The following is a 14707-nucleotide window of genomic DNA, read 5'->3' as shown; positions in this document are numbered from 1 at the left end:
TTGCATTACTAGATTTTTGAAAGGAGCTACTTACTATGACAAGTGCACCTAACACTTCATATGACAATATATTAGAAATTAAAGATTTACAGACTTCTTTCTTCACAAAAGATTTAGAAGTAAAGGCTGTAGATGGGGTTTCCTTTAATATTCCAAAAGGAAAAGTACTTGGTGTTGTTGGAGAGTCTGGTTCAGGAAAAAGTATTACTGCTCTGTCGGTTCTCCGTCTTATCGAAGAACCAGGTAAAGTTAAAGGAGGAGAAATTCTCTTTAAAGGAGAAAACCTCCTGGATAAAAGCGAAGCACAGATGCGTAAAATTCGCGGTAATGAAATATCAATGATTTTCCAGGAACCAATGACTTCATTAAATCCAACCTTTACCGTTGGACAACAAATCAGTGAATCCTTCCAAATTCACGAAGGTCTTGGCAAAAAGGAAGCTAAAAAGAGATCCATTGATATGTTAAAGCTGGTAGGAATTCCTTCTCCAGAAAAACGTATTGACCAGTACCCTTTTGAATTATCCGGAGGAATGCGTCAGCGTGTGATGATCGCGATTGCGCTTGCCTGTAATCCTGATTTATTGATTGCCGATGAACCAACAACGGCATTAGATGTAACGATACAAGCACAAATTTTAGATTTAATGAAAGAATTGCAAGAAAAATTGGACATGGGTATTTTATTAATTACACATGACCTTGGCGTTGTTGCGGAAACATGTGATTACGTTGCCGTTATGTATTGTGGTAAAGTCGTTGAATTTACGGATAAAAAAACATTATTTACGAATCCAAAGCACCCATACACCGTTGGCTTGATGCAATCTGTTCCACAACACGACCAAGATGTGGACGGAGATTTAGCAGTGATCAAAGGGTCTGTCCCTAGTCCCGCTGAAATGCCACAAGGCTGTCGTTTTGCGCCAAGATGCCCATTTGCTACCGATTTATGCAGAAATAATTTACCTGACTTAGAAACAGATGAAGAAGGTAACCAAATTCGTTGCTGGATTTATTCGGACGAATGGGATGGAGATCCGGAGGTGAACATTCATGAGCAATCAAAAAGCACTTCTTAAAGTAAATGGTTTAAAACAATATTTCCCGATCAAAGGCGGGATTCTCGGGCGAACAGTGAATCATGTAAAGGCAGTAGATGATGTTTCCTTTGACGTTTATGAAGGCGAGACACTAAGCATCGTAGGCGAATCTGGCTGTGGGAAATCTACAACCGGACGAGCTGTTCTCAGATTAGATGAACCTACTGAGGGAGAAGTAGAATTTGACGGTACAAATATCCTTGAGCTGAACAAGAAAGAAATGAATAAATTCCGTAAAGATATGCAGATTATCTTCCAGGATCCATATGCATCGATTAATCCGCGTCACACCGTACGACAAATACTAACCGAAGCAATGGAAATTCAAAATGCTGTTCCTAAAAAGGACAGAAATGATAGCGTAAAAGAGCTAATGGATACAGTTGGACTTGGACCACACCAAGCTGATCGGCATCCACATGAGTTCAGCGGCGGACAGCGCCAGCGTATTGGAATCGCCCGGGCTCTGTCTGTTGATCCAAAACTGATTATTGCTGATGAAGCTGTTTCCGCACTGGATGTATCTATTCAAGCACAGGTTATTAACCTTCTGAAAAAGCTGCAGCGTGAATTTGGACTGACTTACCTGTTCATTTCACATGATTTAGGTGTTGTCCGACACATCTCTGACCGCATTATTGTTATGTATTTAGGAAAAGTGGTAGAGATAGCTGATAAAAAATCATTATTTACAAATAATATGCACCCTTATACAAAGGCTCTGCTATCTGCAATCCCTAGTACCGATTTAGAAGCCAAAAAAGAACGTATAACGTTAAAAGGAGATGTCCCTTCTCCAATTGATCCGCCAGAAGGCTGCCGTTTCCATACACGTTGTCCATTTGCAACAGACATATGCCGTACAAAAGTACCTGAATTGCGTAACGCAGAAGGCATGAAAGACGGACATCGTGCAGCATGTCATCATATGGAGGCAATCCGTTCCGGTGAGCATCAACCAACTGTAAATGCGTAATAATATAATAAAAGTCACATGATATCAAAATCATGTGACTTTTTTGCGCGAATTATTCGTTTCAATTTTTGGCCTCAACCACTACCCCATAAATTTCCTTTTACTAACAATCTCAATATAATAAGAATCACACCAATGCTTGCACCTATCAAAAACGACGTTCCTGCAGATTGCATGGAAACACTCTCATTATTAATAAGCCTCAATATTGACATAATAGCAGCTGCAACAATTCCGGGAATCATTATAAAAAGAGGGATCTGCAAACCTTTACTCATTTCCTTACCACCTTCATAATATGGCTTTTGAATCTGTTCCCTATGTTTGCATAATCAAAACCATCCGTTTACACTGGTGGTTTGTTCTACGGCTTAAAGTCGCTCTTCAGGCTGAAGTCCTTCTTATCACTCTTAAACTGAAGTATATTCAAAATAGGACTGAACTCAATATTCCATTTTAAATATATATTTTCTTTGTTTTCATTGAATTGATTAGCTATATAATTTCCAGTTATCTCTTCCGCCGCTCCACTTGTTCGTATGAACAAAACGCAGATAAGGCTAAAAACCGTAGAGTTAGACCACGCATTTGTAAATTAAAAATAAGGAATTCAATAAAGAACAAGGAAATACGAGTTTTTCAAATGAAGGAACAAAAGCGCAGAGCGCCTGTTTAAAAACGTAGAGATTGGAGCAGCGCAACTGAGATAAAGGAAACACGGTGAGGTGACGAACCGATGTTGACTTATCGTAGGGCGCGACGTGAAATCTCCTAGTTTTTGGCGCTCGGAGCTGGACGTGGCTGTTTTACTATAAATAGTTATCCACAAGGCAATAATTCTATAATTTCCTATGAAGCAAGAAAAACAGCCGCTTCCCTTAATAAGAAAAGCGGCTGTTGATTTCTTCATTATTGTTCTAAAGATACATCTTGTAATTGCAGAATACCAGTTGGTAACTGTGTTAACCCTTGTACTTCATCTCTAACACCAAGTAATAATTCCTGATGGTGCACGTAGAGCATTGGTGCAATTTCTGCAAGTTCTGCTTGAATGTCACTTAAAATTTCCATACGAGCATCTTCATCTACCTCACGACGCGCATCTTCAAGCATTTGATCTAAGTCATCATCTTGAAGGAAAGTACGGTTACCAGGGTCTCCTAGATTACTGGAATGGAATAGTGGATATAACCCATAATCCGCATCCCCAGTGGAAGTAGACCAGCCAAGAACAAACATATCATGGTCTCCTTGAGCTGTTCTTTCTAAATACGTACCCCACTCAAGAACCTCTACTTCTGCATCAATATTCAATTCTTGTAATTGAGATTGAACATTTGTAGCAGCGTCGACACGTTCTTGGGTGTCATTTGTCCAGATCGTCGTAGAGAATCCATCTTCATAACCTGCATCCGCGAGTAATTGTTTCGCTTCATCTAAATCATATTCTAAGCCACTAGCTGCATTTTCATCATAACCAATTACTGGCGGTGCCAATGGCCCAGTTGCTGGAATACCATGTCCATTATAAATACCGTCAACTATTTGATCTCTATCAATTGCCATGTTGATCGCTTTACGTACATCTGGGTCATCAAATGGCTCTTTTTCTACATTAAACCCAATATAAGATAAACTTACACTTTCTTGCGGTGCAACATGCGTACCATCTGTATTTTCAAGTTGTTCCACATCATTTGGACTTAGCGGATCACTAATATGTGAATCGCCAGTTTGAAGCTCAGCTACCCGGGTAAGGCCTTCACTTACAACCTTGAATACTACAGAATCAAGATGAGCTGTTTCTCCCCAATAGTCTTCATTTTTTACTAAACGAACTTCTGAACCAGGGTCCCAGGAATCAAATTCAAAAAAGCCTGTACCAATTGGGTTTTGGTTAATATAGCTTCCTGGATCTTCTCCATCTTCCATTGCTTCATAGTCTGCTTCAATGGCTTCTTCGGATACCATGGAACCACCGTTATGTGCTAAATGTGCTAAGAACGGGCCAAACGGATACTCCGTAGTGAAGCGTACGGTATGATCATCTACTACTTCTACTTCCTCTACCATTTCATAAAGGAAGAAACGTGGAGATGCTACATCCGGATCTAAAATACGTTCAATATTTGCTTTTACTGTCTCTGCAGTAAATTCCGTTCCATCATGGAATGTTACATCATCACGTAAAGTAAATTCCCACACAGTATCTTCTACCTGCTCCCACTCTGTAGCAAGCAGAGGCTGTATCTCCATATTTTCATCTAAAGTTACTAGTGTTTCAAAAACATTATTTTGAACGTTACTGGATGGCACGTCATTCGAACCTGCCGGATCCATTGCAACAATATCAGACTGGTTAGAAATAATTAGTTCGCCACCCTCAGTAGCTTCTTCTGAAGTGCCTTCCTCATCTCCATCTGAATCATTGTTACCGCCTTCATCTGGTTCACTAGCACATGCTACGAGAACAACACTGACTAACAGGCCAAAAACTAATAATAATAAAGACTTTTTTGACAATTTCATATTCGTACTCCCCTCAATTAGAATATTGTATAGTCTTACTTCTCTATTTTAATCTATCTATCAAATAAATTCAATAATAGTATTAATTTACTAAAATTTTGAAATATCTCAATATACATATTCAAGTAAATATTCTATTTTAAATAGATAGACTTAACTTTATTTTCACCATCATAGGAAATTCTAAGCTCTTTAGAAATACCGTCTATACAAGGTTTGCGCGATTTCATATGATATTTTTTATAGTACCTGTTTGCTTTTTCTAAAATCACCAGTATTTTCTTTCTACAAACATTTCTAGTTCTTATGTCTTATTATGTCGTTTCTTCTGAAAAACCTAATATTTTCCTTTACTAAAGGAAAAAAGATGCCTTTTTAAAGACATCTTTCACTTTTCTCTACTAACCAATTTGTTATTGAATTGTTACAACCTTTTAGAAGAAATAACTATTATCTACATCGCCGGCGGAATATCGCCTTCCCCATAGCGATGATCTAAATCCACGAATTTATTATATTCTTTTACAAAAGCAAGCTCTACCGTACCTGTTGGACCATTACGCTGCTTAGCAATGATAATCTCAATAATATTCTCTTTCTCCGTCTCTTTATCATAATAATCATCACGGTATAAGAACCCTACAATATCCGCATCCTGCTCAATACTTCCGGATTCACGAATATCGGACATCATCGGGCGCTTATCCTGTCTTGATTCCACTCCACGCGAGAGCTGAGATAAAGCAATCAGCGGCACTTCCAGTTCACGGGCTAACGCTTTTAACGCCCGGGAAATTTCGGAAACCTCCTGCTGACGGTTTTCCTTCGAGCTTCCGCTTCCCTGGATCAGCTGCAGATAATCAATCAAAATCATGCCCAGCCCATGCTCCTGCTTCAGACGTCGACACTTGGAACGAATTTCATTGACACGCACCCCTGGTGTATCATCAATATAAATACCTGCATTTGACAAGGAGCCCATGGACATAGTGAGTTTACTCCAATCATCTGCTTGCAGTTGACCATTTCTAAGGCGCTGGGCGTCGATATTTCCCTCTGCACAAAGCATACGCTGAACCAACTGATCTGCTCCCATCTCCAGGCTAAAAATAGCTACATTTTCATCTGTCTTCACCGCAACATTCTGAGCTACATTTAATGCAAATGCTGTTTTCCCCACGGAAGGACGAGCAGCAATGATGATTAAATCATTTCGCTGAAAACCTGATGTAATTCGGTCTAAATCTAAAAAGCCAGTTGGAACACCTGTTACATCACCTTTTTGTTGGTGAAGCTGTTCAATATTATCGTATACATCAATTAAGACATCTTTTATATTTTTGAAAGCTCCAGAATTTTTACGCCCTGAAACCTCTAGGATACTTTTTTCTGCATCATTTAATACATCTTCAACCTCATCTTCTTTTTCAAAAGATGCTGTTACAATATCTGTTGCTTTTCGAATTAAGCTGCGAAGGGTTGATTTTTCTTCCACAATCCTACTGTAATACTCTACGTTTGCTGCAGTTGGCACACTTTCTGCCAGCTCTGTTAAATAGGATACACCACCAACTTCCTCCAGCTGCTTTCGGTCGTTTAAAAACGTGGTAACCGTAACAACATCAATTGGTTCTCCACGCTCGGATAAGGTCATCATTGCTGTAAAAATAAGCTGATGACTTGCCCGGTAGAAATCCTCTGGAATTAATATTTCCGAAGCCTGTACAAATGCTGTCGGCTCTAAAAAAACAGCACCTAGAACAGATTGCTCTGCTTCTAAATTATGCGGCGGGGTACGATCATTCAAAGCTGCACTCATTACCTCTCCTCCGTATTCTTGTTATATGCGTTATAAAGAAAACTTGGCATTCGCTAATCCCTTCGGCAAATGCCTTAGTTGGGACTGGGAATGCGATTACTCGCTCCATCAAAATCGCTGCTCTTACACTTTTCTATCGTGAAAAAAAGAAATCGGCTTATTTCTCTTACGCCAATTTCTTTTTCTCTTGAATTAGTATATAAGCTGAGTTATTACCTTCACCTCTAACTCAATTTATTAAAGCTTATTTTTCTTTCACATGAACTTTTACAGAGCCAGATACTTCTGGATGTAATTTAACCGGTACATTCGTATACCCTAATGCACGGATCGGCTCATCTAATTCTAATTTTCGCTTATCAATTTTATAACCATGTTGCTTGTTTAGCCCTTCCGAAATCTGTTTGCTTGTAATCGAACCGAATAAACGACCATTTTCTCCAGATTTAGCTTCCAGCTCTACAGTTAAATCGGCTAATTTATCTTTTAATTGAATCGCATTTTCTTTTTCTTCTATCTCTAATCGATCTTGTTTTTTCTTTTTCGCATCAAGTGCTTTTAGATTTCCAGAAGTAGCTTCTTCTGCCAAATTATTTTTTAATAGATAATTACGGGCATAGCCGTCAGGAACATTTTTCACTTCGCCTTTTTTCGCTTTCCCTTTGACATCTTTTAAGAAAATAACTTTCATTCTGAATCTCTCCCTTTTTTATACTCTAGTTCATCGATAATTTCAACAAGTATTTCTTCCGCTTCATCGATGGTTTTATTCTCCATTTGCGTAGCTGCATTGGTTAAATGCCCGCCACCATTCATTTCCTCCATGATGACCTGTACATTTACATCGCCAAGTGACCTCGCACTAATTCCAACTCTGCCGTCTGATCGTTCCGAGATAACAAACGACGCGGAGATCCCCTCCATGGTCAATAAAGTATCTGCAGCTTGTGCAATCAGCACCGGACTATATGCTTTTCCACTAGGCGCTTTTGCAATAGCTATATGATCATTATATATTTGGGCTCTCTCAATAATATGACTGCGCTCGACAAATACACTTAAGTCTTCTTTAAGGAGGCGTTGAACCAACACTGTATCCGCTCCTTGCGACCTAAGATAAGATGCAGCATCGAACGTTCTGGAACCTGTACGCAAAGTGAAACTTTTCGTATCAACAATAATTCCAGCTAAAAGCGCTGTTGCTTCCAGTACTTTCAACTTGGTCCCTTTAGGCTGATATTCTAACAACTCTGTCACCAGTTCTGCTGTAGATGAAGCATAAGGTTCCATATAAACAAGTGTTGGATTATCAATAAATTCCTCGGCACGGCGATGGTGGTCGATAACAATTTTATAATCGGTATAGTTTAATAAACTTTCTACCGCAACCATATTCGGTTTATGCGTATCAACAACAATTAATAAACTCTGCTGATCTGTCATCAATTCTTCTGCTTCATCTGGGCTGATAAATTGATCCCAAAGTTCCTCATCTTTACGAATGTGGTTCATCAGCTTAGAAACACCCGTCTCCACGTCATTCTCATCAAATACAATGTAGCCGGGGACATTATTTGTTTTAGCAATATTTAAAACACCAATAGCTGCACCAATCGCATCCATATCCGGTGATTTATGTCCCATAATCATAACATTATCACTTGCACGAACCAATTCTTTTAACGCATGAGAGATCACACGGGCTCGTACACGGGTGCGCTTTTCCATCGGATTCGTCTTTCCGCCATAAAAACGCACTTTTCCATTCTCATCCTTAATGGCAACTTGGTCACCACCACGGCCTAAAGCTAAATCCAAACTGGACTGCGCGACTTCTCCGATCTCAGGCAGTGTCATGTTTCCAACACCAACCCCAATACTCAACGTCACTGGGTTACTTTCAGATCCTCCCATTTCTCGGACCTCATCTAAAATAGAGAATTTTACTTTCTCCAGTTCCTGCAGAATCTCTATATTTCCAACAGCTAAAAATCGTTCCTGTGACGTCCGTTTCAAGTAAAGCCCATAATGACTGGACCAGCTATTCAGAACAGCTGTTACTTGAGAATTTAATTGGCTCTTAGCTGTATCATCCATATTTTGTGTAATCTCTTCATAGTTATCTAAAAAAATGATTGCGAGCACCGTCTGTTCATTATAATAACGGTCTTTCAGATTTTGATGCTCTGTACGATCAAGGAAATAGAGCAATTTCTCTTCCTTTTTAATCACACAAAGGAACGTATAATCTCCAATTTCTACCCAAATCTCATTTCTGTTTTCTAAAATCATTGGAATTAAATCTTCGGATAAATTATTCAGAGATTCGCCTATAATCGTATCCTTACTTGTTTTAAATTGATTCATAAATGGATTAGACCATTCTATTTGATAGTTATCATTATATAGAATAATTCCAAAAGGCATTTCTAATAAAGCCTCAGAACCAACTTTTTTTACACGATGAGAAATGGTTGATATATATTCTTCCGCTTCATCTAGAAGCACTCTCTCCGTTCGAATACTATAATAAAATGAAGCAGCGAAGACAATTGTCATTATTAAGCCAACTATCCATTGATAGTACCACACACATAAAAGCAATAGAAAAGTAAGGATATAAATAATCCATACATGCTTGCTTAATGTTGGTCTATTCTGCAAATCTGGCACGGCATTCAGCTCCTTCAAAATCCAACAATCTTTCTGTTTTTCTACATCTATTCTCGGGCTGTTCCAGTTAGGTGTTTTGCCCTTAACTTAAGAATCACGAGCTGACATACAAGCTCATCACTTTTCTTACTTTAACCGTTCCCTTAACCGGAATCCTATATCAATTATACCTAAGATTCGAACGAAATAAAGAAGAAATCCTGGAAAAAGAACTGTGGCAACAACAATTAAAATTGGTACTGCTTTGGCTATTTTTTTGATATAAGCAAAGTAAAAGATAAAGGAGAATCCTTGCAGTGATAAAGCAATTCCAACTATCATCAACAGATTCTGTACTCCAAAATTCATCGTGCTTCCTTCTTCAAAGCCGATTACAGATAGAATTAATGCTAACAAGTAAATCCAAATAATCACACTTGGAAATTGTAATTGACGAAATGGAGGAAAGGCTAATTTTTCATTCCCTATTCGGTTAAATAACTTATAACTAATCCATTGTGTGATAAAAGCTGTTATTAAAGCAAATACAACCATAAAAGTAGGAATTAACTGCTGTAATAAATTAATCTGCGTTTCTTGCAGCATTTCCATATCTTCTTCCCCTAATGAAGGGTTGATGCTTTCCACCATAGTTGCACTCGTATTCACAGATTCTTCTACAATATTTTCATACTCTGCTACAATATTAACATCCAGCAGTGTCTGACTAAAAATAAAAGCCAATAACATCCCAACAAGAAAACCAAATGTTCCTTGGGCTAACGTTTCATATGCTGTATTTCCTTTAGACATTGCGTAACCAATAAAAGTACCACCAGCCGCTGCAATTAACAATAGTGGTAGCATAACCGGGGACATTAACAATGAAGATATAACAATAACAGCCAGTGTCATAATCAGACCTGCCTTTACTCCATGTCGCTTCACATAGAAAATAAAAGGAACAGGTAATACAAAAATTGTAATTAAGCTAAGTATGGGAAATAAAGAAGCGATCAGCATTACCATTAAAATAGCGATCATCATTGCTCCTTCTGTAACTTGTCTCGATTTGTTCATATACTGCACCTCGTTCTAGCAAAATAGATAATAATAAAGGATGTTTAAACCTTTGATGAAGGGATTTCCTCTTCTATGCAAAAATATTCATCGAAATAAAACGAAACTTCATTCAGTGGGAGTTTTCGACGCACAGCTCTTTACGAGGGGGCGAGTAATCGTAGTCCCAGTCCCAGGACGTCGCGAACTTAGTCTGCTGCTTTTCTCTCACTGAATTAGCCTGAGTGATTCAGGGAGTTAGCTCACCTGATCTCCTACCTAAATAAATTTATTCTCCCTCTTTATTTTGTGGTGGGAATTTTACGGGCAGTTCTCCATGATAAATCAAATTCGTTACATGCTTCCATTCTTCTCTATAAAATGATTCTTAAAGTTCGATGGAAGATGACTATAAAATAATTCAACACATATTCTACTATAATAACATGAATTTAATAGAATAGCTTGTATTGCACATTATTAAAAGGACAAGAAATATGAGGGGAAACTTCAATTAATAGCGCCTTAAAGCCAGTTAATCCTTCATTAAATTTCCAGCATGAATCTATGCTTATGGATAAATAGCTATATTTATATTCGATTACTTACATAGAATAGGCGATAAATAAATCTTTATATTATTTCCCGGGAAATTTGTCGAATAACGCTATTTTCTTACCCTTACAACGCTTATTCCTTTATAATAGTAGTGTTGCCAACTAAGTGTGGATTAAGTCATATCATTTCGTTGTAGATACCTAACTATACCTATGAATGATTTATCACAGCATAAGTGAAGGATGAAAAAAATGAAATTTATAAAAATATTAAAGGAAAGCTTTTTACTGCCACAAAAAAAAGCGATGTTTCAAATCAATCGAATTGCAATGGACAAAATTATGATCTATCTCTTTATTTTATTTATGGTCGTATCATTACCTGAACTCGTATCCCGTTTAACAAATTGGACTGGTTTAGGAGGGGAAATGAATATTATCTTCCAGCTTATTTATTTCTTTATGTTTTACTATTTAATTTTATCTATTTTACTCTTGGGCATTATTTCATTAATCGCATACATAAGTAAAGGAGTGGTTCATCTCGCAAATAGGAAACTCTACTATGGCACGCTATGGAAATTAACAGCTTGTTCTGTAACGGTTCCGCTCTTCATCTTTACATTAATCTCGTTTATCTGGTCCATTCCAGATTGGAGTTTATTTATCTTTTTTATTTATCCATTATTACTGGTAACACGGATGATTTTCTTATATCCACAAAAAAGAGTCCGCTAAAGAAATTTTATGTTTTTATTCACTTAAAACGCAGCCAAACTATTTCTAAATATTGTTTCATCTCTTTCTTCCATTACGAAGAAATGATTGAAATTCTTTTGTTTACGCTTTATAGTAATAATATGATTTACTTAAAGATTTGGTGAAGCGCTTACAAGGAAAGAGGTTTATTTATGGAAGATGTTTCAGTTTGGCTGACAATTGTCGGCCTATTAATTATTTTTTCAATTGTTGGATTGCTTATAGCAAGTAAAGTCAGCCCGATTGTTGGGATGACAATTATTCCAATTATTGGAGCTTTTCTAGCGGGATTTAATTTTACAGATCTCTCTGCATTTTTAACAGATGGCTCTGAGCGGGTAATGGGCGTTGTAATTATGTTTATTTTTGCCATTGTCTATTTTGGCATTATGCAAGATAGCGGATTATTCAACCCTTTTATACGCTTTATGATTTTAGTAACTAAAGGAAACGTAATCATTGTAGCAATGGCTACAGCAGTTATTGGAATGATTGCACAACTGGATGGCGCCGGGGCATCTACATTCCTTCTATGTATCCCTGCATTACTTCCTTTATATAAGGAATTACATATGAGTCGTTATTTATTGTTATTATTAGTTGCTTTAAGTGCTAGTGTTATCAATATGATTCCTTGGGGCGGACCATCAGCTCGGGCAGCAACAGCTATTGATATGGAATTAATTGAATTTTATTTACCGCTTATTCCTATACAGGGAATTGGAATTGTTCTTATTTTAGCTTTAGCAGCTCTCCTGGGAATCCGTGAAAAAAGAAAAATCAGTAAAAAAGCTGCTGCTGGTGAGATTACAAAAGAGGAAAACATAAATATTCTTGCTATTGCTGATAACTTCACACAAAGACAGAATGAAGAAATGGCAGCTGCGAAAGAACAACCACGGGATATTAAAGGAAGAAATTGGGCAAATCTGATTCTAACTGTTCTCGTATTAGGTACGATGATGGCCGGCTTACTCGAGCCGCAATATGCATTTATGATAGGGGTCGCGCTCGCCTTGCCATTAAACTATCAGGGCGTCGATAACCAAATGAACCGTGTTAAAGTACATGCGCCAAACGCCTTAATGATGGCTGCCGTTATCCTGGCTGCGGGTGTCTTTCTGGGAGTCCTCAATAAATCAGGCATGCTTGAACAAATTGCACTAGCGGCAGTAGCAATTATGCCAGCTTTTGTTATTCCATTTATTCATGTGATCGTTGGGATATTAGGGGTTCCGTTAGATTTATTAACCAGTACAGATGCGTATTATTTTGCATTGCTGCCAATTGTTGATCAAATTGCAAGCACACAGGGAATTCCTTCTGTGTCTACAGCATATTCTATGATGATTGGAAATATCATCGGAACTTTTGTAAGTCCTTTCTCTCCAGCATTGTGGTTAGGAATCGGACTTGCCTCAGCCAACATGGGGAAACATATCAAATATTCTTTCTTCTGGTTATGGGGATTTAGTATCATTCTATTAGGCTGTGCAATTTTAATTGGTGTTGTCTCACTTTAAAATTAGATTCACAGACTCCTATACTCTCTTCAAGCGTAGTCAATCAGTCTTCCATGCTTGAAGAGAGTTTTTCAGTATGTTAGAAATACAGGGAGGTGAAGTTACGTGGAGCTGCTCCATATTCTTATCATCCTCGTTATTATTGTCTGCATTTTTGCCTTAGCTGGTACCATTTTTGTTACGAAACGGTTAGATGATAATTATGAGCGACAGAAAAGCTTTTCAAGTCTTTCCTATATTTACTTTATTGGCCTGCCTGCCATTATTTTAGCTGCTGTGCTGATATGGTTTTTTATTTAAACGAACAAGATGTATCCTCACAATTTCCATTTTTCTTACAAAAGCTTCACACGTCAATTGAAAAAAAGATCGTTTCGCCCGTGCTTCCGTTAAGCAAATCGATCGTTTCTCTAATATTTTGCATCATATAAAATAAACCCTCAAGCTCTTTTGAACTTGAGGGTTTATTAATCAATCTGCTACGTAAGGCAATAAAGCCATTTGACGAGCACGTTTAATTGCAATAGTCAATTTACGTTGATATTTTGCAGAAGTTCCAGTTACACGACGAGGAAGAATTTTTCCACGTTCAGAAACGAAACGTCTTAGCAAATCTACATCTTTATAATCGATGTGTGTAATTCCGTTTGCTGTGAAATAACACACCTTACGACGTTTTGCGCGTCCGCGACGAGCTGCCATGTGAATACACTCCTTTTAATTAATTTAGATAATGATTTAAAACGGTAAATCATCGTCTGATATATCAATCGGTTCTCCATTATTTTTAAATGGATCTTCCTGATTTTGGTTTTGATTAAATCCTTGATTTTGATTTGATGAAAATGGATTTTGCTGATATTGGTTCTGATTATTTTGGTTATTCTGGTATCCATCTGATTGAAACTGTCCTCCACCTTGAGAACCTTTTGTTTCCAGGAATTGGACACTATCTGCAACAATTTCTGTTACATAAACCCGTTTACCATCTTGGCCTTCAAAATTACGTGTCTGTACACGGCCATCTACACCAATCATACTCCCTTTTTTCATATAATTCGCCAGGTTTTCAGCAGGTCTGCGCCAAACGACACAGTTAATGAAATCTGCTTCGCGTTCTCCCTGTTGATTGGAAAAAGGTCTGTTCACAGCAATCGTAAAATTAGCTACTGCCACACCGCTTGGAGTATAGCGTAAATCAGGATCCCTCGTTAATCTGCCAACTAATACGACACGATTTAACATCAGAACCACTCCTTATTATTTTTCATCTCGAATTGCCATATGGCGAATAATATCATCGCTGAATTTCGCTAAGCGGTCAAATTCATTTACTGAATTTTCATCACCTTGGAAATTAATTACAACATAATATCCATCACGATAGTCATTGATTTCATATGCAAGACGTTTCTTGCCTTTTTCATCAACTTTTTCGATTTCCGCTCCGTTATCAGTAAGGATTTTGTTAAAACGCTCGATTAAAGCAGTTTGTGCTTCCTCCTCGATATCTGGGCGGATGATGTACATAATTTCGTATTTTCTCATCCGTTACACCTCCTTTTGGTCTTAGCGGCTCTATTCTCTGCAATTCCGTATGAATTGCGGATATAAGAGCAAGGAATAATTATTTAATTACTCACATTTGGACATTATACCAAATAAATTATGTTATGACAAGCCTTCGAGAGAACCTGATTTACTTTTATTTTCAACATTCACCGTTATTC

Annotated in this window: 14 protein-coding genes; 5 read left to right on the top strand and 9 right to left on the bottom strand. The window is 37.7% G+C overall.

The genetic code is table 11. The features are described from left to right. The first annotated feature begins 35 nt into the window (after positions 1–35). Positions 36–1082 (top strand): ABC transporter ATP-binding protein, encoded by a 1047-nt coding sequence (locus tag BN986_RS00705; protein ID WP_040977745.1) that lies wholly within the window; start codon positions 36–38, stop codon positions 1080–1082. Then, a complete protein-coding gene (locus tag BN986_RS00700; protein ID WP_040977744.1) occupies positions 1057–2079 on the top strand; it encodes an ABC transporter ATP-binding protein in 1023 nt (340 codons plus the stop codon). Before BN986_RS00705 ends, BN986_RS00700 begins: the two co-directional genes overlap by 26 nt. Positions 2080–2153: 74 nt before the next feature. Here BN986_RS00700 and BN986_RS00695 read toward each other — a convergent pair whose 3' ends face one another. The 6 genes from BN986_RS00695 to BN986_RS00670 all read right to left on the bottom strand — a co-directional run bounded on the left by BN986_RS00695 (position 2154) and on the right by BN986_RS00670 (position 10159). Continuing rightward, positions 2154–2357 (bottom strand): hypothetical protein, encoded by a 204-nt coding sequence (locus BN986_RS00695; RefSeq protein WP_040977743.1) that lies wholly within the window; start codon positions 2355–2357, stop codon positions 2154–2156. A 631-nt stretch (positions 2358–2988) separates the two neighbouring features. Next, positions 2989–4608 carry a glutathione ABC transporter substrate-binding protein gene (locus BN986_RS00690; RefSeq protein WP_040977742.1) on the bottom strand — a complete coding sequence of 540 codons (1620 nt, stop codon included), beginning with the start codon at positions 4606–4608 and terminating at the stop codon, positions 2989–2991. Between the two features lie 454 nt (positions 4609–5062). Continuing rightward, positions 5063–6427: a replicative DNA helicase gene (dnaB, locus tag BN986_RS00685; protein WP_040977741.1), complete on the bottom strand. Its 1365-nt coding sequence runs from the start codon at positions 6425–6427 to the stop codon at positions 5063–5065. A gap of 244 nt (positions 6428–6671) precedes the next feature. Further along, positions 6672–7118: a 50S ribosomal protein L9 gene (gene rplI / locus BN986_RS00680; RefSeq protein WP_040977740.1), complete on the bottom strand. Its 447-nt coding sequence runs from the start codon at positions 7116–7118 to the stop codon at positions 6672–6674. After that, positions 7115–9100, bottom strand: coding sequence for a DHH family phosphoesterase (locus tag BN986_RS00675; RefSeq protein ID WP_040977739.1), 1986 nt, complete (start codon positions 9098–9100; stop codon positions 7115–7117). The genes rplI and BN986_RS00675 overlap by 4 nt, the downstream gene beginning before the upstream one ends. A 126-nt stretch (positions 9101–9226) precedes the next feature. Next, positions 9227–10159 carry a YybS family protein gene (locus BN986_RS00670; protein ID WP_040977738.1) on the bottom strand — a complete coding sequence of 311 codons (933 nt, stop codon included), beginning with the start codon at positions 10157–10159 and terminating at the stop codon, positions 9227–9229. Positions 10160–10947: 788 nt separating this feature from the next. Between BN986_RS00670 and BN986_RS00665 the strand changes: the two genes are divergently transcribed. From BN986_RS00665 to BN986_RS00655, 3 genes are all read left to right on the top strand, one after another. After that, entirely contained in the window at positions 10948–11433 is a 486-nt protein-coding gene (locus BN986_RS00665; RefSeq protein WP_040977737.1) for a hypothetical protein, read from the top strand. Between the two features lie 173 nt (positions 11434–11606). Next, on the top strand, positions 11607–12977 hold the full coding sequence (locus BN986_RS00660) for a CitMHS family transporter (protein WP_040977736.1): 1371 nt from the start codon (positions 11607–11609) through the stop codon (positions 12975–12977). 105 nt (positions 12978–13082) lie between these two features. Further along, positions 13083–13277 (top strand): hypothetical protein, encoded by a 195-nt coding sequence (locus tag BN986_RS00655; protein WP_040977735.1) that lies wholly within the window; start codon positions 13083–13085, stop codon positions 13275–13277. A 171-nt stretch (positions 13278–13448) separates the two neighbouring features. Here the strand turns inward: BN986_RS00655 and rpsR are convergent, their stop codons facing one another. The 3 genes from rpsR to rpsF are packed head-to-tail and all read right to left on the bottom strand — an operon-like array spanning position 13449 to position 14525. Next, positions 13449–13679 (bottom strand): 30S ribosomal protein S18, encoded by a 231-nt coding sequence (gene rpsR, locus BN986_RS00650; RefSeq protein WP_040977734.1) that lies wholly within the window; start codon positions 13677–13679, stop codon positions 13449–13451. Between the two features lie 36 nt (positions 13680–13715). Continuing rightward, positions 13716–14222 carry a single-stranded DNA-binding protein gene (ssb, locus tag BN986_RS00645; RefSeq protein ID WP_040977733.1) on the bottom strand — a complete coding sequence of 169 codons (507 nt, stop codon included), beginning with the start codon at positions 14220–14222 and terminating at the stop codon, positions 13716–13718. Between the two features lie 15 nt (positions 14223–14237). Further along, positions 14238–14525 (bottom strand): 30S ribosomal protein S6, encoded by a 288-nt coding sequence (rpsF, locus tag BN986_RS00640; RefSeq protein ID WP_040977732.1) that lies wholly within the window; start codon positions 14523–14525, stop codon positions 14238–14240. Positions 14526–14707 lie beyond the last annotated feature (182 nt).

The sequence above is a fragment of the Oceanobacillus jeddahensis genome (assembly GCF_000750635.1).
GTDB classification, from domain to species: domain Bacteria; phylum Bacillota; class Bacilli; order Bacillales; family Amphibacillaceae; genus Oceanobacillus; species Oceanobacillus jeddahense.
Note: the sequence above shows the minus strand (reverse complement) of the source record. Positions and strands in the feature narration are given on the sequence as shown.